This window comes from Enterobacter cloacae complex sp. 397G4 (assembly GCF_050031515.1).
Classification (GTDB): Bacteria; Pseudomonadota; Gammaproteobacteria; order Enterobacterales; family Enterobacteriaceae; genus Enterobacter; species Enterobacter hormaechei_C.
The window spans coordinates 1,272,476-1,292,500 of the sequence record NZ_JBLGWE010000001.1; the positions used below are offsets into that span (position 1 = coordinate 1,272,476).

At 56.0% G+C, this 20,025-nt stretch carries 15 protein-coding genes and 1 pseudogene; 9 read left to right on the plus strand and 7 right to left on the minus strand.

The genetic code is table 11. From position 1 onward, the window contains the following. Window positions 1–4: 4 nt before the first annotated feature. Window positions 5–373 carry an MmcQ/YjbR family DNA-binding protein gene (locus ACQG1Y_RS06040; RefSeq protein WP_033486537.1) on the minus strand — a complete coding sequence of 123 codons (369 nt, stop codon included), beginning with the start codon at window positions 371–373 and terminating at the stop codon, window positions 5–7. After that, window positions 363–953: pseudogene (locus ACQG1Y_RS06045) on the minus strand (TetR/AcrR family transcriptional regulator). The gene ACQG1Y_RS06040 and the pseudogene ACQG1Y_RS06045 overlap by 11 nt, the downstream one beginning before the upstream one ends. A 191-nt stretch (window positions 954–1,144) precedes the next feature. Here ACQG1Y_RS06045 and ACQG1Y_RS06050 point away from each other — a divergent pair. Continuing rightward, the gene (locus ACQG1Y_RS06050; protein WP_045349906.1) at window positions 1,145–2,248 is read left to right on the plus strand and encodes a RomA family MBL fold metallo-hydrolase; all 1,104 of its coding nucleotides are present in this window, start codon (window positions 1,145–1,147) and stop codon (window positions 2,246–2,248) included. 32 nt (window positions 2,249–2,280) lie between these two features. Next, complete coding sequence (locus ACQG1Y_RS06055; protein ID WP_032670430.1) at window positions 2,281–2,622, plus strand: RamA family antibiotic efflux transcriptional regulator; 342 nt, start codon at window positions 2,281–2,283, stop codon at window positions 2,620–2,622. Between the two features lie 162 nt (window positions 2,623–2,784). Here ACQG1Y_RS06055 and ACQG1Y_RS06060 read toward each other — a convergent pair whose 3' ends face one another. Further along, the gene (locus ACQG1Y_RS06060) at window positions 2,785–4,929 is read right to left on the minus strand and encodes a TonB-dependent siderophore receptor (protein WP_141414131.1); all 2,145 of its coding nucleotides are present in this window, start codon (window positions 4,927–4,929) and stop codon (window positions 2,785–2,787) included. Between the two features lie 123 nt (window positions 4,930–5,052). Here ACQG1Y_RS06060 and ACQG1Y_RS06065 point away from each other — a divergent pair, with 123 nt between their 5' ends. Further along, the gene (locus ACQG1Y_RS06065; protein ID WP_045910684.1) at window positions 5,053–6,621 is read left to right on the plus strand and encodes an alpha/beta hydrolase-fold protein; all 1,569 of its coding nucleotides are present in this window, start codon (window positions 5,053–5,055) and stop codon (window positions 6,619–6,621) included. Here the strand turns inward: ACQG1Y_RS06065 and ACQG1Y_RS06070 are convergent. Continuing rightward, window positions 6,607–6,855 (minus strand): DUF1158 domain-containing protein, encoded by a 249-nt coding sequence (locus ACQG1Y_RS06070; RefSeq protein WP_192969443.1) that lies wholly within the window; start codon window positions 6,853–6,855, stop codon window positions 6,607–6,609. The genes ACQG1Y_RS06065 and ACQG1Y_RS06070 overlap by 15 nt on opposite strands. 488 nt (window positions 6,856–7,343) lie before the next feature. Here ACQG1Y_RS06070 and ACQG1Y_RS06075 point away from each other — a divergent pair, with 488 nt between their 5' ends. The 3 genes from ACQG1Y_RS06075 (at window position 7,344) to ACQG1Y_RS06085 (ending at window position 14,391) form a co-directional block, all read left to right on the plus strand. Further along, complete coding sequence (locus tag ACQG1Y_RS06075) at window positions 7,344–10,052, plus strand: cation-transporting P-type ATPase (protein ID WP_252053278.1); 2,709 nt, start codon at window positions 7,344–7,346, stop codon at window positions 10,050–10,052. Between the two features lie 106 nt (window positions 10,053–10,158). Continuing rightward, window positions 10,159–11,226, plus strand: a complete 1,068-nt coding sequence (locus ACQG1Y_RS06080) for an efflux RND transporter periplasmic adaptor subunit (RefSeq protein WP_368740732.1) — start codon at window positions 10,159–10,161, stop codon at window positions 11,224–11,226. 9 nt (window positions 11,227–11,235) lie between these two features. Next, complete coding sequence (locus ACQG1Y_RS06085) at window positions 11,236–14,391, plus strand: efflux RND transporter permease subunit (protein WP_368740731.1); 3,156 nt, start codon at window positions 11,236–11,238, stop codon at window positions 14,389–14,391. Here ACQG1Y_RS06085 and ACQG1Y_RS06090 read toward each other — a convergent pair. Further along, complete coding sequence (locus tag ACQG1Y_RS06090) at window positions 14,321–15,442, minus strand: YbdK family carboxylate-amine ligase (RefSeq protein WP_015571201.1); 1,122 nt, start codon at window positions 15,440–15,442, stop codon at window positions 14,321–14,323. The genes ACQG1Y_RS06085 and ACQG1Y_RS06090 overlap by 71 nt on opposite strands. Before the next feature lie 105 nt (window positions 15,443–15,547). Between ACQG1Y_RS06090 and ACQG1Y_RS06095 the strand changes: the two genes are divergently transcribed. Beyond that, a complete protein-coding gene (locus ACQG1Y_RS06095) occupies window positions 15,548–16,438 on the plus strand; it encodes an oxidoreductase (protein ID WP_368740730.1) in 891 nt (296 codons plus the stop codon). Between the two features lie 52 nt (window positions 16,439–16,490). On the opposite strand, the gene ACQG1Y_RS06100 is transcribed toward ACQG1Y_RS06095, so the two are convergent. After that, window positions 16,491–16,910, minus strand: coding sequence for a helix-turn-helix domain-containing protein (locus ACQG1Y_RS06100; RefSeq protein ID WP_045349893.1), 420 nt, complete (start codon window positions 16,908–16,910; stop codon window positions 16,491–16,493). Continuing rightward, a complete protein-coding gene (locus ACQG1Y_RS06105) occupies window positions 16,907–17,218 on the minus strand; it encodes a type II toxin-antitoxin system HigB family toxin (protein WP_368745121.1) in 312 nt (103 codons plus the stop codon). Before ACQG1Y_RS06105 ends, ACQG1Y_RS06100 begins: the two co-directional genes overlap by 4 nt. A gap of 420 nt (window positions 17,219–17,638) precedes the next feature. Between ACQG1Y_RS06105 and ACQG1Y_RS06110 the strand changes: the two genes are divergently transcribed. Beyond that, on the plus strand, window positions 17,639–18,316 hold the full coding sequence (locus tag ACQG1Y_RS06110) for a hypothetical protein (RefSeq protein WP_223349634.1): 678 nt from the start codon (window positions 17,639–17,641) through the stop codon (window positions 18,314–18,316). Window positions 18,317–18,972: 656 nt separating this feature from the next. Then, on the plus strand, window positions 18,973–20,001 hold the full coding sequence (locus ACQG1Y_RS06115; RefSeq protein ID WP_368740728.1) for a RelA/SpoT domain-containing protein: 1,029 nt from the start codon (window positions 18,973–18,975) through the stop codon (window positions 19,999–20,001). Window positions 20,002–20,025 lie beyond the last annotated feature (24 nt).

Sequence of the window (20,025 nt, forward strand, 5' to 3'; positions counted from 1 at the left end):
ACAATCAGGCTGGCCGAATCCACTTCTGATCTTTTTTCGGCAGTTTATCAACGACCAGATTCCACGAATCCGTAATCAGGTCGGTGACCAGTTCAGGCGTGATGTCGTCCGTGCCATAAAGTGAGATCCAGTGTTTTTTATTCAGATGGTAACCGGGCTCCACGCCACGGTAGATCTGCTGATTGAGCAGCGATTTTTCCGGATCGGATTTCAGGCTGACGTGGGCCCGACCGTGTGCGGTCGCCATCAGCATAAAAATTTTCCCGCCCACCTTAAACACGTCATACTCCGGGCCAAACGGCCAGCAATGTTCGGTAAAAGGCATCTCCAGCGCGACGCATCTGGCATGTTCCTGCAAGGATTTACTGTCCATGGTTATCTTCCTCAGCAAGCCCGCGCCACATGGCTTCAAAGCCCAGCGCTTTAAAATCGACGGCACGGGACGGATCGCGCGCGGCAAACTCCATGGTGGTTTCAGCCAGCGATAAGAACATTGCATCACCGAAGGTCTTAAACTCGTCAGACATAAACACCGGGCGGATCGAACGACGACACAGTTCATGCAGTTCCGGGAACATGTCTTTCACCGCCTGCTCGGTTTCGGCGTTCAGCTTTTCACTGACGCCAATCTGGCGGATAGCCGCATGCGCCAGGGGGTTACGAATGCCCCAGTCTACATAGCTGTTCTAGATATTGCGGGTATGCTCTTTTGGCTCGGTGATGGTGCGATCGAGATTCGCCAGCATGGTCTGGCAGAGATCCTGCTTCAGATGCAGGTAGAGGGCATTCAGCAGATCGTCTTTGGTAGCAAAGTAGCGAAACAGTGTCCCTTCAGCGACGCCCGCATTACGGGCAATTAACGCCGTTGAGGCGGCAATACCTGACTGCGCAAACGCAGCCGTTGCTGCTTCCAGTAAGGCCTGTTTTTTATCTTCACTCTTCGGACGTGCCACTAAATTTTTCCTCCCGTCAATTGTAAAAGCCCTGATTGAAACACGAGCCTTGATACGCTGCAACGCGGAATGTCAAAGAACGAAAACCTTCTTGACGGCGTAATCATCCTATCTATAATGAGTGCTTACTCACTCATAATCAAGTGTCACCCGCGCAAACCATCGGATGGGGCGCGTAGGCGGGTCAGGAAATGAAAAAGCCTCTATTCATCTGCGTGGTGTTAGTCATGATTATTGCTTCAGCTGCCAGTTTACCGTTTGTACTGAATGCCGGATTTGGCCAGCCACCGCAGGGTGCGCAGCTCTCTGAAGTGGAAGCCTCTCCGCACTATCGCGACGGGCAATTCCATAACACGCTCCCTACGCCGGGCTTTACCGGGCAACAAAATATGCTGGTGGCGTGGTGGCAGTTCCTTACCCGTAAAACCGAAAACGCCCGTCCTGCGCAGCCGCTGCCGCTGGTGAAAACCGATCTGGCGAGCCTGTCGCCTGAACAGGACACGCTGGTGTGGCTCGGCCACTCCTCCTGGTATATGCAGCTGGCGGGGAAACGCATCCTGATCGATCCGGTTCTGAGTAGCTACGCCGCACCGTTCTCCTTCCTCAATAAAGCGTTTGCGGGGGAGTACCCGTGGCGTGCGGAGAGCATGCCGGAGATCGACCTGCTGATTATCTCCCACGATCACTATGACCATCTGGATTACGCCACCATCAAGGCGCTGCTGCCGAAGGTTAAGCGCGTGGTCACCCCGCTGGGCGTGGGGTCGCATCTGCGCTACTGGGGGATGAACCCTGAGATTATCGACGAGCGGGACTGGAACCAGTCGGTGCATATCAGCGATACGCTGACGGTGCACGTTCTGCCGGCGCGCCATTTTTCCGGGCGCGGCATTAAGCGTAACCAGACCCAGTGGGGCAGCTTTATGTTTGTCACCCCAGAGCGAAAGGTCTACTACAGCGGAGACTCCGGTTACGGCCCGCACTTCAAAGCGATTGGCGAGCAGTTTGGCGGAGTTGACTTAGCCATCATGGAAAACGGCCAGTACGACCAGGACTGGAAGTACATCCATATGCACCCGGCAGAAACGGCGCAGGCCTCGGCAGATCTCAATGCCAAAGCGGTCGTACCGGGACATAACGGGCGTTTTGTGCTGGCGAAACATACCTGGAACGATCCACTGATCCAGCTGGCGAAAGCCAGTAAGGATAAAAACTACCGGCTGCTGACGCCGGAGCTGGGCGAGCCCGTGCGGGTGAGTGATACCACGCAACAATTTCGCGAGTGGTGGGAATAATGTTTAAGCGAGAAGCAGAGGGGGAGAGCAGTATGACGATTTCCGCTCAGGTCATTGATACGATTGTCGAATGGATTGATGACAATCTACACCAGCCGTTACGCATCGAAGAGATTGCCCGCCATGCGGGTTACTCAAAATGGCATTTACAGCGGCTGTTTATGCAGTACAAAGGCGAAAGTCTGGGGCGCTACATCCGCGAACGCAAGCTGCTGATGGCGGCGCGCGATCTGCGTGAGTCAGACGAGCGCGTGTACGATATCTGCCTGCGCTACGGGTTTGACTCGCAGCAGACGTTTACCCGCATCTTTACCCGCACCTTCAACCAGCCGCCCGGGGCGTATCGCAAAGAGAATCACCGCCAGACACATTGAAATTGACGACATCCAGGCCGGGTAAGGCGTAGCCGCCACCCGGCTTTTTTGTGTGCACGGTGCCTTTAAGTTGCCCGGTGGCGCTGCGCTTACCGGGCCTACAACACATCGTATAGCGCGGACATCCAGGCCGGGTAAGGCATAGCCGCCACCCGGCTTTAACTACCAGCTGTAATTCACCGTCGCCGTCACCGTCCGGCCAATCCCGTAGAAGCACGCCGTATCGCTTGCGCATGACGCCACATACTTCGTGTCTGCCACGTTATTGACGTTGAACTGCACGCTTGCCCCTTTCAGGCTGCGGTTCATCTCGCCCAGATCGTAGCGCAGCATCGCGTCATACAGATCCACCGATGGCACCTTGAAGGTGTTCTTCGCATCGCCGTAGCTGGTGCCGATGTAGCGCATCCCCACGCCAGCGGTCAGGCTCTTCAGCGCTCCGCCCGGAACGGTATAGCTGGCGAACGCCGATGCCATATGCGCTGGAATGCGCGCAGGCGTTTTGCCTTCAGTTCCCGTCACCGTGGTGCTTTCGGTTTTTGCATCGGTGTAAGTGTAGGAGCCAATCAGGTTGATGTTATCCATCAGCGTGGCGTGGATTTCCGCTTCAGCGCCTTTCGAACGCACCTTGCCCGCATTTTCGAACCAGCCTTCAGCGCTGTTATAGGTCGCGACGTTGTCCTGAGTCAAATCGTACAGCGCCAGGGTCATCAGCGTGGTGTCGACCGGCTGATATTTCACGCCAATCTCGGTCTGCTCCCCGGTAGTAGGCCTGAATGGCGCAACGCCCGGCGCACGGTTGGTTTGCAGGTTCGGTTCAAACGAGGTGCTGTAGCTGATGTACGGCGACAGGCCAGAATCAAACGCGTACAGCAGGCCAGTGCGCCAGGTAAATTTGCTGTCGTTCTGCTGCGTAAAGCTGTTATCGGTAAAGTCGTTGGTACGCACTTCGCTCCAGTCGTAGCGCCCGGAAACCAGCCACTCCCAGTTGTTCCAGCTCATCTGATCCTGAAGATACAGGCCCATCTGGTCGAGATTTTGCTGCTCGTCGGTGGCCGTTTTGAAGGTACTTTCATCCACGTTCACGCCGTAAACCGGGTTTGTCCAGTCGAGGTCATACTGTGAGCCGCTCCCGCGCGCCAGCAGCTGTTTATCCTTACTGGTCTTGTAATCAAACCCGCCGAGCAGGGTGTGGTTGACGCTTCCGGTCTCCAGCAGATATTCCAGCTGGTTATCAAGGCCAAATTCGTTGGTCGTGCGCTCTTCACGCTGGGCGCGACGGGTCAACACCGTGCTGTTGGCCGCGCTGTTGGCGTAAACCAGATAACGATATTTCTGCTTGATGGTGGCGTAACGGGCGTTCTGGCGGAAGGTGAGGTTGTCGGCGAACTGGTGTTCCAGCTCGTAGCCAATCATCGTCTGCTCGCGCCAGGATTGATTGTAATTCGGATCGCTGACGTTAAAGTCGCGCGGGATGTACTTCCCGTCGGCACTTTTCACCGTGCCATACGCGGGCAGGAAGTTGCGGTATCCGGCATCCGGATCTTTCTGGTAGCTGGTCAGCAGCGTAAAGCGGGTCTGATCGTTCGGGTACCAGGTGATCGCCGGGGCGATCGCCATCCGCGTCTCTTTATAATCGTCCACCTGATTATGCTGCGTACGGGCGATACCGTTCACGCGATACAGCACGCGGCCGTCGTCGCTCAGCTTGCCGCCGAAATCAAACGCACCTTCGGCGAGATCGTTATTTCCGGTGCGGAACTGCACGTTGTGAATGGCCTCCGCCGTCGGGCGCTTGCTGGTCATACTGATTAACCCGCCCGGATTCACCTGTCCAAACAGCACCGACGCCGGGCCGCGCACCAGCTCCACGCGCTCCAGCAGCCACGGGTCAACTGTGCCCGTCTGTGAGGAAGCCGTTGCGCCAAAGCTTAAGCCGTCGAGGAATTTCGGCACGTAGCTAAAGCCGCGCACAAACACCTCGTCGTTACGGTTAGACGAGCCCCGGTACTCGGTAAACACGCCCGCCGAGTAGCGCAGCGCCTGCGAAACGGAGGTGACGTCCTGCATGTTCATCTGATCGCGGGTGATCACCGATACCGACTGCGGCGTCTTCACGATCTCCGCGCTGGTCTTGGTGGCGGAGAGCGTTTTCGTCGCCACAATGCCTTTTACGGGCGCAGTGGGCTCTTCACTCACGCCCTGCGTCACCGTAATCGTTTCTTCTTTCGTTTCTGCCTGAGCCGCGACGCTGGTCGTCGCCAGACTCAGCAGCCAGAGCTGCATTATCTTATTATTTTTAAACATTTTTATTGAACGTCCTTGGTTGCTATCGCCATAAAAACACCGGTAAAACGCCGTTGATGATATTGCAAATTATTACCATTTGCATTAGCGTTGTTAACAAATTTCGTTGGGGAACAAGCGGTAATGAAGAGGGTATGGAGTGGGTTGCTGCTGGGGATCGGCGCGCTGCCCGCCGTGGCGGCAACGTGCGAGCAGTCGTCCCGGCAGGGCGATGTTCAGGGAAAGTTTGATGCCAGCGGCGAAGTCTGCTTCTCCCTGCCCGAGCTGGATGAAAATTACGTTTCCGCCACGCTGCATGGCGTGACGGATGCGCGCCTGCTGGATGGGCAAAACCGTCGCATCCGCACGCTGATCGAAAACGGTCCTGCGGACGGGGAACACACGCTGCTGTTTGCCCTGCCGGTGAAACAGAACACCTCGCTGGTGCTACACGGCGAAGCTGGCAAGCCGTGGCGTTTTCAGTGGCGGATGAAAGAGACCTCTCCGTTACCACGCGTGCAGATGCTGGCGCCAGAAAGCCCGACGCTGAAGGCGCTGGCAAACGTCATTTCTGCCGGTGGAAGTACCGAGGCGTTCTGGCAGGCGCAGCGTCGACAGGGAACGCCGATGGTGGAGCCGGTAGATGCGAGCCATAAGCGGGTGACCTTTCTGTGGCGCGGCGCGCGGGATAACGTCTTCATTCTCGGCTCTCCGGCGGGGGATCACGATCCGCTGTTCCGTCTGGGCAACAGCGACGTCTGGTTCCGCAGCTACGTGGTCCCCGCTGATACGGTGATGCAGTACAAGCTCGCCCCCGATGTGCCGATCGTTGAAGGCTCTGCCCGCGATCAACGCCGCGCCATCCTGGTAAGCGCGCAGGCCGATCCGCTTAACCCGAATAGCTTTGGGGAGCAGAAGACCGATCGCTGGAATCGCTATTCTCTGCTCGATCTCAGCCCGGCGCGCTACTGCTCCGTTCGGGCTACGGCACAGCCGCTGTTACACGGGACGTTGAGCCGCCAGAGGCTGAGCAGCAACATCCTCGGCAATGCCCGCGACGTGATGATCTACCAACCGCGCGGCGCACAGCCTGCACGCTGGACGCTCATCCTTTTCGACGGACAGGTTTATCAGGACGAATACCATTTTGCCAACGTGCTGGACGGTCTGATTGCCCGACATCACCTGCCTCCGATTAACGTGGTGTTTATCGACAGCCTCGATCACGCCCGTCGCGGCAACGAGCTGCCGCCGAACCCGGATTTTGCTGACTTTATGGCGCACGAGCTGCTGCCGTGGCTGCGGGGGAAGGGCATCGGCATGCAGCGGCAGAAAACCGTACTGGCAGGATCAAGCTACGGGGGAATTGCCTCTTCATGGGTGGCGCTGCGCTATCCGCGCCTGTTTGGCAACGTGCTGAGCCTTTCCGGTTCTTACTGGTGGGCGCCGGAAGGTGACGCTCCCGGCTGGCTGACGCGCCAGTACCAACAGTCTCCACCGTATCCGGTGCGTTTCTGGTTACAGGCCGGGAAGTTTGAAACCACGGGGCCGGGCGGCGGCATCTATCGCACCACGCAGGATTTTGAACAGGTGCTGAGGAAAAAAGGCTATCGCGTCAGCTTCCACCCCTCATCCAGCGGCCACGACTACGCGGCCTGGTGTGAAGCGCTGATCCACGGGATGCGCGATCTCACTGGCTTACGACGCCAGTGAAAACCAGCAGCGCCAGATGAAACGCAGGATAAAGAATTCGATGGCGCCGAGCACCAAAAACCACAGACAGAACAGAATGGTGTACAGCTGATTCAGATCGACCATATGAAAGGTCTGAACCAGCTTCTGCGCCAGCACCAGACCCAGCGACGGCGCGGGTAAAAGCAGGCAGGAGAGCAGGGCCATCAGCAAAATGCCCCCAGCGGTGAGCAGCGATTCTAACGGGTGTTTCATCGTAATGTTAATCGTCAGTTAAAAATGTCATTGTCCGGCATCCTGAAACGTAAAGCAATATCATCCCCGCTGGCAAAATTGGGTAAAAGGCCACCGTTATTCTGCGAATTAATAACAGAAAATAGATAATATTTTCGGGGCGATTAAATTAATATCGCGTTATGTAAATAAACGTCTTTCTCACGAAAATAATTTTACAAAGCTATAGGTGCTATATCCAATTAACGTCGCAATAACAATGGCTGCGACAATGTATAACGCCAGACGCCGTCCGCGATAAATACCAAACATGCTTCCTCCTCGTTTAGTGTTGGTTTAGAAATATTTTGTAAAAATCAACGCGTCGAAATAATTTTAATCAGTTTTGAATAATCGGGTAGTCAATATATTGCGGTAGATCAATTTAACCCGCAAGACTTAAAAATGAATTATTTAAAGCCAGAAAGGAATTCCGGCTTCCGTCCACCGGATATTGAAGGAAAAATACCATGACCAAAAAAAATTTCTCGCAGAATATGCCACCCGCAGGCGGGCAGGCGTACCAGCAGACCGTAGAGCAGGTGCTTGCTCAGGCGCAGAGCCAGGCTAATGGCCTGGACCGTGCCGAGGCGCAGGCGCGTTTACAGAAGCATGGCCCGAACGCGCTGCCGGAGAAAAAAGGCAAGCCGGGCTGGCTGCGTTTTCTCGCGCATTTTAACGATGTCCTGATTTACGTCCTGCTGGCAGCCGCCGTATTAACGGCAGTAATGGGACACTGGGTTGATACGCTGGTTATTCTGGGCGTGGCGGTAATCAATGCCTTAATTGGCCACATTCAGGAAAGTAACGCGGAAAAATCCCTGAAGAGTATTCGCAATATGCTCTCCAGCGAGGCGCGCGTTATTCGTAACGGCAACCATGAAACTATCCCGACGACGGAAATCGTCCCGGGCGATATTATTGTGTTGCGCGCAGGAGATCGTATACCGGCGGATATGCGCTTAATCGAAGCGCATAATTTACGCGTGGAAGAGGCAATTCTGACCGGTGAATCCACCGTGGTGGATAAACACACGAACCCGCTGAACGGCGAATTACCGCTGGGCGACCGCACGAACCTGGTCTTTTCCGGTACGACGGTCAGCGCGGGCGGCGGCGTGGGCGTGGTCATTGCCACGGGCCAGGAGACCGAACTCGGCCACATCAACCAGATGATGGCGGGCATTGAAAAACACCGCACCCCGCTGCTGGTGCAGATGGACAAGCTGGGCAAAGCGATCTTCGCCATCATTCTGGCGATGATGGCCGCGCTGTTTGTCTTCAGCCTGGTGTTCCGCGAGATCCCGATGGGCGAGCTGCTGCTCTCCCTGATTAGCCTGGCGGTAGCCTCCGTACCGGAAGGTCTGCCAGCGATTATCTCCATCATCCTCTCGCTGGGCGTGCAGGCGATGGCGCGCAAGCGGGCGATTATCCGCAAGCTGCCGACGGTTGAAACCCTGGGCGCGATGACCGTGGTCTGCTCGGATAAAACCGGCACCCTGACCATGAACGAAATGACGGTGAAAGCCATCATCACCGCCGACACCTGCTATCGCGTGGACGGCAACAGCTACGAGCCGGTGGGCAACATCTACCTCGAAGGCAGCGACGAGCCGGTGCAGATCCAGCCGGGCACCGTGCTGGAGCAGTACCTGCGCACCATCGACCTGTGTAACGACAGCCAGCTGATTCAGGACGAGCGTGGCCTGAGGGGCATCACCGGCGGGCCAACCGAGGGCGCGCTGAAGGTGCTGGCGGCCAAGGCCCACCTCGAGCCGGTCGTGACCACGCTGGTTAACAAGATCCCGTTCGACTCTCAGTACAAGTACATGAGCACCCACTACCAGATTGGCAGTGAGGAGCAGATTTTGATTACCGGCGCGCCGGACGTGATTTTCGCCCTGTGTGAGCAGCAGCAGACCCGCAACGGTGCGCAAGCCTTTGACCGCGCGTACTGGGAAACGGAGATGGAGCGCTATGCGCGTCAGGGGCTGCGCATGGTCGCCGCGGCGTTCAAGCCAGCGAACGGCGAGCAGGCATTAACTCACGACGACCTGAGCCACGGTCTGATCTTCCTCGGCATTGCCGGGATGATGGATCCGCCGCGTCCGGAAGCGATTGAGGCGATTAACGCCTGCCAGCAGGCGGGGATCCGCGTGAAGATGATCACCGGGGATCACCCACAGACGGCGATGAGCATCGGCCAGATGCTGGGGATCACCAACAGCGAGCAGGCGGTTACCGGCTACCAGCTGGAGAAGATGGACGACGCCGAGCTGGCGGAAGCGGCGGTGAAGTATGACATCTTCGCCCGTACCAGCCCGGAGCATAAGCTGCGCCTGGTGAAAGCGTTGCAGGACAAAGGCGAAATCGTCGGCATGACCGGTGACGGCGTGAACGATGCCCCGGCGCTGCGCCAGGCGGACGTGGGTATCGCGATGGGCATCAAAGGCACGGAAGTGACCAAAGAGGCGGCGGATATGGTCCTGACGGACGATAACTTCGCCACCATCGCCAGCGCGGTAAAAGAGGGGCGTCGCGTTTACGACAACCTGAAGAAGACCATTCTGTTCATCATGCCGACCAACCTGGCGCAGGGGCTATTGATTGTGATTGCGCTGCTGGCGGGGAACATCATTCCGCTGACGCCAGTGCTGATCCTGTGGATGAACATGGCGACCTCCGCCACGCTCTCCTTCGGCCTGGCCTTCGAGGCCGCCGAGCGCAACATTATGCGCCGCCCGCCGCGTCAGACCGGGCAGCACGTGATGGACGCCTACGCCGTCTGGCGCGTGGCCTTCGTCGGCACCATGATTGCCATCGCCGCCTTTGCGCTGGAAGCCTGGCTGGCCCCGCGCGGCCACAGCGCGGAGTTCATCCGCACCGTGCTGTTGCAGATGCTGGTCTGCGCCCAGTGGGTATACATGATTAACTGCCGCAATACCGACGGGTTCTCCCTGAACCGCGGCCTGCTGGCGAACAAAGGGATCTGGCTGGTAACGGGCGTACTGTTCCTGCTCCAGGCGGCGATTATCTACCTGCCGTTTATGCAGATGCTGTTCGGCACCGAAGCGCTGCCGCTGCGCTACTGGTTCGTGACGCTGGCGGTGGCGGGCGTGATGTTCTTCGTCGTCGAAATCGAGAAGCGACTGACCCGCAGGTTCCGTAAGGCTGCATAACCTTTTGCCCTCACCCTAACCCTCTCCCACAGGGAGAGGGAACTCTGACCTCCCTCTCCCTGTGGGAGAGGGCCGGGGTGAGGGAAAACAACGCCGAGGTACTCCCATGAAATTCCCACTCCTGTTCGCGCTCCTCACCTGCACCCTGCCACCCGCATTCGCCGCGGCCATTCCCGTGCGTGTCGCCACCGTGGAGCAGACCGCCCACGCCGCCGAGCGTCAGATCCCGGGTCGCATTGAAGCTATCCACACCGTTGAACTGCGCGCCCGCACGGAAGGCGTGATTACCAAAATCCACTTCCGCGATGGGCAGTACGTGAAAAAAGGCGACGTGTTGTTCGAACTGGACGACGCCGAGCCGCGCGCCGCCCTGCGTCTGGCGCAGGCCGAAGTGAGAAGCGCCAAAGCCACGCTGCATCAGGCGCAGCAGCAGCTGTCACGCTTCGAAAGCCTGGGCAGCAGCAACGCCATCAGCCGCCACGACGTGGACAACGCCCGCATGCAGCGCGACGTAGCGAGCGCCGCGCTGGAGCAGGCGAAAGCCCGGCTCGATACCCGCAGCGTCACCCTCAACTACACGCGTATTATTTCACCGATTGACGGGCGCGTGGGGCACAGCAACTTTCACGTCGGCAGCCTGGTGAATCCTGCCAGCGGTGTGCTGGTGGAGGTGGTGCAGCTCGATCCCATCCGCATCGCCTTTGCGCTGGAAGAGGGCACGTTTGCCACTAAAGCCGGACAGCATGCGGATATCAGCGCCATGAAGCAGGCCTGGCAGGCGCTGATTGACAGCAACGGCCAGCAGCGCATCAGCGGGGAACTCACCTCCGTGGACAACCGCATCGACCCGCGCACCGCCAGCGTGATGCTGCGCGCCGAGTTCGCCAACCCGCGCCATCAGCTGCTGCCCGGCGGCAACGTGAACGTCTACCTGCGTCCGTCAAGTGAGCAACCAGTGCTGACTCTGCCCGCCACTGCCGTACAGCAGAATGGCCACGGATTCTTCGCATGGGTGGTTAACGCCGAGGATAAAGCCGAAATGCGTCCGCTGAAGGTCGCCGGACAGATCGGCCAGCAGTTCCAGATTGCCTCCGGCCTGAAGCCCGGTGAGCGAGCGATTACTGACGGTGCGCAGCGCGTGCAGCCAGGCGTTGCCGTCCAGATACTGAATTAAGGAGCCATCATGCTGACGTTTTTCATCAAACGCCCGCGCTTTGCGATGGTGATTGCGCTGGTCATCACCCTGCTGGGGGCCATCGCGCTGAGGATTATTCCGGTGGAGCAGTACCCGCAGATCACCCCGCCGGTCGTGAATGTGTCAGCGTCATGGCCGGGCGCCAGCTCGGCTGACGTGGCGGAGGCCATCGCCACGCCGCTGGAAACCCAGCTGAACGGGGTGGATCATATGCTCTATATGGAGTCCACCAGTTCGGACGAGGGTAGCTATAGCCTGAACATTACCTTTGCGGCAGGCACCGACCCGGATCTCGCCGCCATCGACGTGCAGAACCGCGTGGCGCAGGCCGTGGCGCAGCTGCCGACCGAGGCACAGCAAAACGGCGTGCAGGTGCGCAAGCGCGCCACCAACCTGATGATGGGGGTAAGCCTTTACTCACCGAACAACACCCACACGCCGCTGTTCGTCAGCAACTACGCCAGCACCCAGGTGCGCGAGGCGCTGTCGCGTCTGCCGGGCGTCGGGCAGGTACAGATGTTTGGCGCACGGGACTACAGCATGCGCATCTGGCTGCGCCCGGACCGCATGAACGCCCTGAACGTGACCAGCGATGACGTGGCGCAGGCGCTGCGCGAGCAGAACGTGCAGGGGGCGGCAGGCCAGGTCGGCACGCCGCCGGTGTTTAACGGCCAGCAGCAGACCCTGACCATAAACGGGCTGGGGCGCTTAAATCAGGCCGACGACTTTGCCAACATCATTATCCGCGCCGGGGAGATGGGTCAGCTGGTGCGCCTGAAGGACGTCGCCACCATCGAGCTTGGCTCGCGCAGCTACAGCTCTGGCGCGCAGCTGAACGGGCACGACTCTGCCTACCTCGGCATCTACCCGACGCCGTCCGCTAACGCCCTGCGCGTGGCCGATGCGGTGCGCGCGGAGCTGGAACGGTTATCCACGCGCTTCCCGGACGATCTGGTCTATGAAGTCAAATTCGACACCACCTCGTTTGTGGCCGCCACCATCAAAGAGATTGGCGTCTCGCTGGCGCTGACGATGCTGGCGGTGGTGGTCGTGGTGTCCCTGTTCCTGCAAAGCTGGCGCGCGACGCTGATTGTTGCCCTTGCCATTCCGGTGTCGCTGGTGGGCACCTTCGCGGTGCTCTATACGCTCGGCTACTCCGCCAATACGCTGAGCCTGTTCGCCATCATTCTGGCGCTGACCATGGTGGTGGATGACGCCATCGTGGTGGTGGAGAGCGTCGAAACGCTGATGGCGGAAGGGCAGAGCCGTACGGCGGCGACCGCGCTGGCGCTGCGCCAGATCGCCGGGCCAGTGATTGCCACCACGCTGGTGCTGCTGGCGGTGTTTGTGCCGGTGGCGCTCCTGCCGGGGATTGTCGGCGAGCTGTACCGCCAGTTCGCGGTGACGCTCTCGACTGCCGTCACGCTCTCAAGCCTGGTGGCGTTGACTCTTACGCCCGCCCTGTGCGCGCTGTTGCTGCGCCCGCGACCGGAGAAACCTGCGGCACTCTATCGCGCCTTTAACCACGGGCTGGACGCCACGCGCGGTTTCTACACCCGCATCGTGAACGTTTTAAACCTGCGCCCGTGGCTGGCGCTGCTGGCCACCGCAGGCGCGGCGGCGGTGGTGGTATTCAGCTTTATGTCGATGCCAAAGGGCTTCCTGCCGCAGGAGGATCAGGGCTACTTCTTCGCCAGCGTCCAGTTGCCGGAGGCAGCCTCGCTGGAGCGCACCGAAGCGGTGATGACCACCGCGCGCGAGCTGATCGCTAACAACCCGGCGGTAGAAGACGTGATTCAGGTCTCCGGGTTTAACATCCTCAACGGCACCAGCGCATCGAACGGCGGGTTTATCTCCATCATGCTCAAAGACTGGAGCGAGCGTCCGCCGCTGGATGAGGTGATGGGCACCCTTCAGCACCAGCTGCTGGCCCTGCCGGAAGCCACCATCATGACCTTTGCGCCGCCGACGCTGCCGGGGCTGGGCAACGCCTCCGGCTTCGACCTGCGCATTCAGGCGCAGGCGGGGCAAAGTCCGGCGGAGCTGGAGCGCGTGACGCGTGAGGTGCTGGCGAAAGCCAACCAGAACCCGCGGCTGAGCCGCGTGTTCACCACCTGGAGCAGCAACGTGCCACAGATGACGCTCACCGTTGACCGCGAGCGCGCGGCCCGCCTCGACGTGCCGGTGTCACGCATCTTCAGCAGCCTGCAAACCGCCTTTGGCGGCACGCGCGCCGGGGATTTCAGCGTCAACAACCGCGTCTACCACGTAGTGATGCAGAACGAGATGCAGTGGCGCGAGCGCGCGGAGCAAATCAGCGAGCTGTTCGTGCGCAGCAACAGCGGCGAGCGGGTGCGTCTGAGCAACCTCATCACCATCACGCCGACCGTCGGCGCGCCATTTATTCAGCAGTACAACCAGTTCCCGTCGGTATCGGTGAGCGGCTCGGCAGCGGAAGGGGTGAGCAGCAGCACCGCAATGGCGGCGATGGGCGAGATTCTGGCGGAAAACCTGCCAGCCGGGTACGACTACGCCTGGAGCGGCATGTCGTATCAGGAGCAGCAGACCGGCAATCAGGCGATATGGATCGTGCTGGCGGCGGTGGTGATGGCGTGGCTGTTCCTCGTCGCCCAGTACGAGAGCTGGACGCTGCCGGCGAGCGTGATGCTCTCAGTGCTGTTCGCCATCGGCGGGGCGCTGGTCTGGCTGTGGCTGACGGGCTATGCCAACGACGTATACGTGCAGATAGGTCTGGTGCTACTGATAGCCCTCGCCGCCAAGAACGCAATTCTTATCGTGGAGTTTGCCCGCGCCCGGCGCATGGATGGAATGGCGATTGTCGATGCCGCACGGGAGGGGGCATCGCGCCGCTTCCGCGCGGTAATGATGACCGCCGTGTCGTTCATTATCGGCGTCCTGCCGATGATGCTGGCGACCGGGGCGGGTGCCCAGAGCCGCCGCATCATCGGCACTACGGTGTTCAGCGGCATGCTGGTGGCGACCGTGGTGGGGATAGTGTTCATCCCGGCGCTGTTCGTGCTGTTCCAGCGCCTGCGCGAGTGGGGCCACGGTCTTACGGACTCGTCGCCCACAGCTCACAGTGCTTCTGCACCAGAGAAATCAGCGAGCCGCCATCGGCGATAAAGTCCCGCATGCGCTGCGCCTCGCTCTTGCCCTGCTTTAACAGCAGGGCAATCTCATTGATTGCGCTTGTCGCGCCGAGCTTCTCGGCCGACGGCGCAACCTGCTCGAGCAGCCAGGCGATATCTTCCGCCACGGTTTTGTGCTCGCCGGTATGTACGTCCGTCAGAATGCCTTCCAGCCCGTAGCGACAGGCCTGAAAACGGTTAAAGCGATAGAGCAGAAAATCCCGTTCCTGATGCTTATACGGCCGCGCGGTCAGCAGCCAGTGCGACGTCGCCTGAATAAGCCCGGCGATGTTAATGGCGTGGCTGAGCGTCAGCGGCGTATCCATCACCCGCACCTCGACGGTGCCGAAGTGCGGGCTGGGGCGGATGTCCCAGTGCAGATCCTTAATGCTGTCGATCATGCTGGTGGAGCTCAGGCGGCGGAACAGCCCCTCGAACTCCTGCCAGCTGTTGACCCACGGCATCTGACCGTTATCCGGGAAGCCCGAGAAGATGTTGAGACGCGATGAGGCGAACTTCGTGTCCGTGCCCTGCATATACGGTGATGCGGCGGCCAGGGCGATAAAGTGTGGCACAAAGCGCGACAGGCCGTGCAGCAGGTAAATGGCGTCGTCCCCGGTCCGACAGCCGACGTGTACGTGCTGGCCGAACACCGTCGCCTGCAAAATCAGATAGCCAAAGCGCTCCAGCGTGACGTTATAGCGCTCGTCGTCGCACACTTCCTGCCGCTGCCATTTCTGGAATGGATGCGTCCCACCGCCGCAGATCTGGATATGCTGATCTTCCGCCGCGCGCAGGATGCTCTGCTGCATCACTGAAAACTGCGCCGCTGCCTGGTCGATGGTCTGGCACACGCCGGTGGCGATTTCGAGCATGCTTTCGGTGATGTCGTGTTTGACTTCCCCCCCTTTGATGTCGTCTTTGACGGCGGCGATGAGGGCAGAGGAGTCCTGGCTCAGATCGTAACCCGGCGGGTTAACCACCTGGAGTTCGAGCTCAATGCCGAGGGTATAAGGTTCAGAGGATTTGAAGTCGGGTAAAGGCATGGCGCACTCCGTTGTCTGTTATGAGTTGAGTATAGACAATGGGCGTGGCGCGCTCGTCTCAGGGTGGTATAACTGATAGCAGGCTTAGCAAAAGGGGAGTGACCCATGTCTGACTATCCAACCATTGCGCTGACAGGACCCGGTGCGATTGGGACCACCATCGCCGCGGTGCTGCATGAAGCGGGCCGCACGCCGCTGCTGTGTGGGCGCACCGCGCATCCGGAACTGCGCCTGCGTCATGATGAGGGTGAAATTGTGGTGCCCGGTCCGGTACTCACCGATCCCAGCGTCATTATGCGCCCCGTTGACCTCGTTTTTTTGGCGGTCAAAACGACGCAAAATGCCGACAGCGCCGGGTGGCTGCGCGCTCTGTGCGATGAAAACACCGTGGTCTGCGCGCTGCAAAACGGCGTGGAGCAGAAAGCCCAGCTTGCGCCTTTGGTCAATGGCGCAACGGTGCTGCCCTCGGTGGTCTGGTTCCCTGCCCAGCGCGAGCCGGATGCCTCCGTCTGGCTGCGCGCCAAACCGCGCCTTACGCTGCCGGACGTGCCGCAGGCGCAGCGGGTGGTGGAGGCGCTTCGCGGCACGCGCTGTAACGTTGAGCTCTCGACAGATTTCACTACCGTCGCCTGGCGCAAGCTGCTGCAAAACGCGGTCGCCGGGCTGATGGTGCTGGCCAATCGCCGCGCCGGAATGTTCAGGCGCGAGGATATCAGCGAGCTGGCGCTGGGCTACCTGCGCGAGGGGCTTACCGTCGCCCGCGCCGAAGGGGCGAAGCTGGACGATGCGGTGGCCCAGGAGATCCTGGCGAACTTCCAGCGCGCGCCAGTGGATTTAGGCACGTCGATCCTTGCCGACCGTCAGGCGGATCGCCCGATGGAGTGGGACATACGCAACGGCGTGATCCAGCGCTATGGCCGCAGGCACGGGATTGCGGTGCCCGTCAGCGACGTGGTGGTGCCGCTGCTGGCGGCGGGGAGTGAGGGGCCGGGGTGAGAGATATAGTGGTATTAACGTCTGGGGAATTGGTCTGGGTGAAAACTTCGCATCAGTTCCCCACAAATGCGCTCACCGGCAAACCGAAACGCTTCGCCAGCGCTCGCATATGATCTAGCGTTAACGTGCGCTGTCCGTTAAGGATCCGACTTACCAGAGACTTCTTACCAATCTCGTTCTCGAAATCACTCTGAGTGAGCTGGTACTGATCCATTAGCGTTCGCAGTAACGCAACGCCTGACGGAATGCTGGCAATACGCGCGTTAAATTCTGCAAACTCCGGGGACGCGTTTTCATACTTATCGATTTTGGCAGTGAGCATATCTACCAGCGGGTTATCGGGGTCGTGCTCGATAAGATACTCCACCAGCGCCAGCGCATCCTCGTAGTCTTGCCGCGACGGGCTTGAACCCAGGAAAGGGAGCTCGTTTGTCAGAGCGTTTGCCGCTTTGATGGCTGCTGCATAATTCATTCTTTCGTTCTCCGGTAGTAGTCCGTGAGCTTGTCATAGTCTGCGTGAGTGCTGATGTGTTTGATGAAGATCTTTCCACGCTCAAAATCAGCAAAAAACATCACTCTTAGATGCCCGCCACCCACATCAATGACCCAACATTTTTCCCGGTATTTCATCCGGTCCAGGCTAGGAAAGCGCTTTCGCATCTCGTCTGGTGAGGGGTAGTGTTCCTTTTTTAGTACCCGGTAAAGATCGTCCAGGGCTTGTGCTTGATTGGGATAATGTCTGGCCGCTGTGTCGAAAGGCGCTCTTGAGACTATGTGCATCCTTGCCCCTTGTTTCCAGGTTGGAAATATTATAGATGGTGGTTGGTGGGTTGACAATGCGGAAACTTCGATGAAATTGCAGTTTCTACATGATCGTGACAATTGAACTTTGCATTGAGTGCGAGCACTTTAAGTTGGAGTGGTATGTCATTAAAGTGCCAGAAGTATCTCGGCCTGAAGTATTTATGTGATTTGCGAAGCGTATTCAGGAATTGCTTGCTGGGAAGGAGTTCCGTGGAGATAGTTTTGCTAACCAGGTTATTTAGAAGCGTGTGAAAGATGCGTCCGCTATGTGCCAGGAGCGGACCTTTCTAAGGCGTCAATACACCAATAATGTGTGTAGCATATCAATAAGTATTGCGTTACTTTAGCAAATGATATTCATCGAAGTGAGTGGCTGATAAAAGGGACGGGATATTAATGAAACACGAGCAATCTTTAGCTGATGTATTTAATAAATTCATGGAAAAGCAATCCAAAGTATTTGGCTATGATTTTCACTCATTTTCTCTGGATGGGCAAGACCGTGATGCTGGGGCTGATTATTTACTCAGCGACTCCAATAGATTTGCAATTATAGAATTTAAATTTTCAGAAGACGAACTGCCTAGCGAAAATAAAAAGCCAAGGCGTTTAAATTTATGTAAAAAATTGCCCCTTTACCCTACAATGACTATCCATCATGACAAATGTCATTTTATTACATTTAGCAATTCAACTACTGGCGTGATCTATACTAACGTATACCGAAAGCAAATTTGTAATAAATCTATATTTGGAGACTCTTGCGGTTTAAATGATCAAAGCCCTAACATCTCTTCGTTATGTACTGCAAATGTTTTCGCAAATAGTTTCTTCAACGGTCAAGGTTCTCATTCTTTATCTTTCAACGATTTCGTAGATTATTTAGCTTGGCTGCTTAATGATGTTAGTGGCTCCTCAAGTTCAACACTTGAAGTGTTAGTCATTAATCCGGACTCCAAAGATTTAGCGGTTACGACGATGAGTTCTATTGAATTATTACATAATTACATTAAAGATAATATTAGGCCATCCACACAAGAAGCGACTCCGAAAAAGAGAGGGCCAAGACCCTAATAACTGATTAATATTAAGGGGGCTTGGCTCCTCTATCATTGATAAAATGATTCCCAATTTTCTCGGATGTTAGATTTGCGCTATGATATTAATTTTAAAAATTGCGAATTATAAAAAATCCCTCTTAGTTTTATTGAGAAGTTATGTTTCTATTGACTATCACATAATCTTCCATGTCCGGAGGGATAAGTTTCGAGCACAGTATGACCGTTATGTTATTGATGTTCTTTTTACTCTCGTATCGGAAATAGGCGATCGTTAGTCCGCTTTGTGCCAACAGCGAACGTTACTAAAGAGAATGTGAGTTAAAAAAGGGATTCAGAAATGTCCTCATGCCTCATGGACAGTAAGTCACATCTGATGTGAGTACTTCTTGGACTTTTTCGATCCGCTCCAACGAATGATTACATTCAGTTTTGAGCAATAAAACGCCATAGATACCAGTCAATTGATTAAAAAAACACCTTTAAATCCCTTTTTCAAGCGGGCTACTTCTAGCACGTCTGGTGCATTCAATTTATTTCAGTTACCCTGAAACCATAACGGTACGGGCTAGCCCCTCTTAATTGGTGGTGGTTTGTTTCCCTTGCCCGCTGTTGGGTCTTTGTAATTTGTTATTACTAAATTCGCATAATCTTATTATAAGGCATCTTACTATGCACACTTTATCTGTTTCAAAGAAGGAAGTTGGAAGAGCTGGTGATAGATTGGTCTCTCAGATTAGTTTAGGTGAAAAGTATAATGAGGAAGATGTGCAAATTCTTCATGAGTGGAGGATGTTGCATTTATATCCTTTAAATAAAATAAAATTTTACATGGAAAGAGAGGCTATTTCCTTAAACAAAAATGCGTTGCTGTCCTCTAGAATTAAGAGACTGCCTTCTATTGTTACTAAGCTTTCCAGATTCCCTGATATGAAGTTAAATAAGATGCAGGATCTTGGTGGGTGCAGGGCTATTTTAAATAATCTAGATCAAGTATATGATTTAGTCAATAAAATAAAATCATCTAGATTTTCACATGAACTAGTTAGAATGGATGATTACATGATAAACGTGAAAGATTCCGGTTATAGAAGCTTTCACATGATCTATTCATTCCAAAATAAAAAATTTCCATCTTTAAATGGATTACGCATTGAGATGCAAATAAGAACAGTTATTCAGCATAGCTGGGCTACAGCAGTTGAAATGGTTGGTTTGTTTCGAAAAGAATCATTGAAATCTGGTTTTGGTGATACAAGATGGCTTAGGTTTTTTGAGTTGGTATCAGAGCTTTTTTATAAAGTTGAATATGGTAAAGAGCCATCCGGAAGTTATATAAAAATATCAGAGGAATTAAGTTATTTATCCGTTGAGTTGAATGTTTTCAATATATTACCTGCTTATAATGCCGCAGTAAGCCATATTGAAGGTAGTGAGAAATATGATAAGGGACTTTGCATAATTGTTGTTGACACTGTAAAACGGAATATAAATATAAAGAGTTTCGAAAATCACAATCATACAAAGGCGGCAGAAGCTTATGTCGAGTCTGAAAAATACTGTGCGGAAAATAAAGGCTGTGAAGTAGCTATGGTTTCTGTTAGTTCAATTAATGAATTGAAAAATGCATATCCTGCTTATTTTTTAGATACGAAAACTTTTTTAAATTACCTGAGCAGATATGTTTTTATAAAATCATAATATTATCTGGAACGGTCTAAATTC

Excerpts from the sequence above, each read along its gene's own strand:
- ACQG1Y_RS06060 (WP_141414131.1), bottom strand. The coding sequence starts at position 4,929 with ATGTTTAAAAATAATAAGATAATGCAGCTCTGGCTGCTGAGTCTGGCG.
- ACQG1Y_RS06050 (WP_045349906.1), top strand. The coding sequence starts at position 1,145 with ATGAAAAAGCCTCTATTCATCTGCGTGGTGTTAGTCATGATTATTGCT.
- ACQG1Y_RS06070 (WP_192969443.1), bottom strand. The coding sequence starts at position 6,855 with ATGAAACACCCGTTAGAATCGCTGCTCACCGCTGGGGGCATTTTGCTG.
- ACQG1Y_RS06055 (WP_032670430.1), top strand. The coding sequence starts at position 2,281 with ATGACGATTTCCGCTCAGGTCATTGATACGATTGTCGAATGGATTGAT.
- ACQG1Y_RS06095 (WP_368740730.1), top strand. The coding sequence starts at position 15,548 with ATGTCTGACTATCCAACCATTGCGCTGACAGGACCCGGTGCGATTGGG.
- ACQG1Y_RS06110 (WP_223349634.1), top strand. The coding sequence starts at position 17,639 with ATGAAACACGAGCAATCTTTAGCTGATGTATTTAATAAATTCATGGAA.
- ACQG1Y_RS06090 (WP_015571201.1), bottom strand. The coding sequence starts at position 15,442 with ATGCCTTTACCCGACTTCAAATCCTCTGAACCTTATACCCTCGGCATT.
- ACQG1Y_RS06100 (WP_045349893.1), bottom strand. The coding sequence starts at position 16,910 with ATGAATTATGCAGCAGCCATCAAAGCGGCAAACGCTCTGACAAACGAG.
- ACQG1Y_RS06105 (WP_368745121.1), bottom strand. The coding sequence starts at position 17,218 with ATGCACATAGTCTCAAGAGCGCCTTTCGACACAGCGGCCAGACATTAT.
- ACQG1Y_RS06085 (WP_368740731.1), top strand. The coding sequence starts at position 11,236 with ATGCTGACGTTTTTCATCAAACGCCCGCGCTTTGCGATGGTGATTGCG.
- ACQG1Y_RS06040 (WP_033486537.1), bottom strand. The coding sequence starts at position 373 with ATGGACAGTAAATCCTTGCAGGAACATGCCAGATGCGTCGCGCTGGAG.
- ACQG1Y_RS06065 (WP_045910684.1), top strand. The coding sequence starts at position 5,053 with ATGAAGAGGGTATGGAGTGGGTTGCTGCTGGGGATCGGCGCGCTGCCC.
- ACQG1Y_RS06075 (WP_252053278.1), top strand. The coding sequence starts at position 7,344 with ATGACCAAAAAAAATTTCTCGCAGAATATGCCACCCGCAGGCGGGCAG.
- ACQG1Y_RS06115 (WP_368740728.1), top strand. The coding sequence starts at position 18,973 with ATGCACACTTTATCTGTTTCAAAGAAGGAAGTTGGAAGAGCTGGTGAT.
- ACQG1Y_RS06080 (WP_368740732.1), top strand. The coding sequence starts at position 10,159 with ATGAAATTCCCACTCCTGTTCGCGCTCCTCACCTGCACCCTGCCACCC.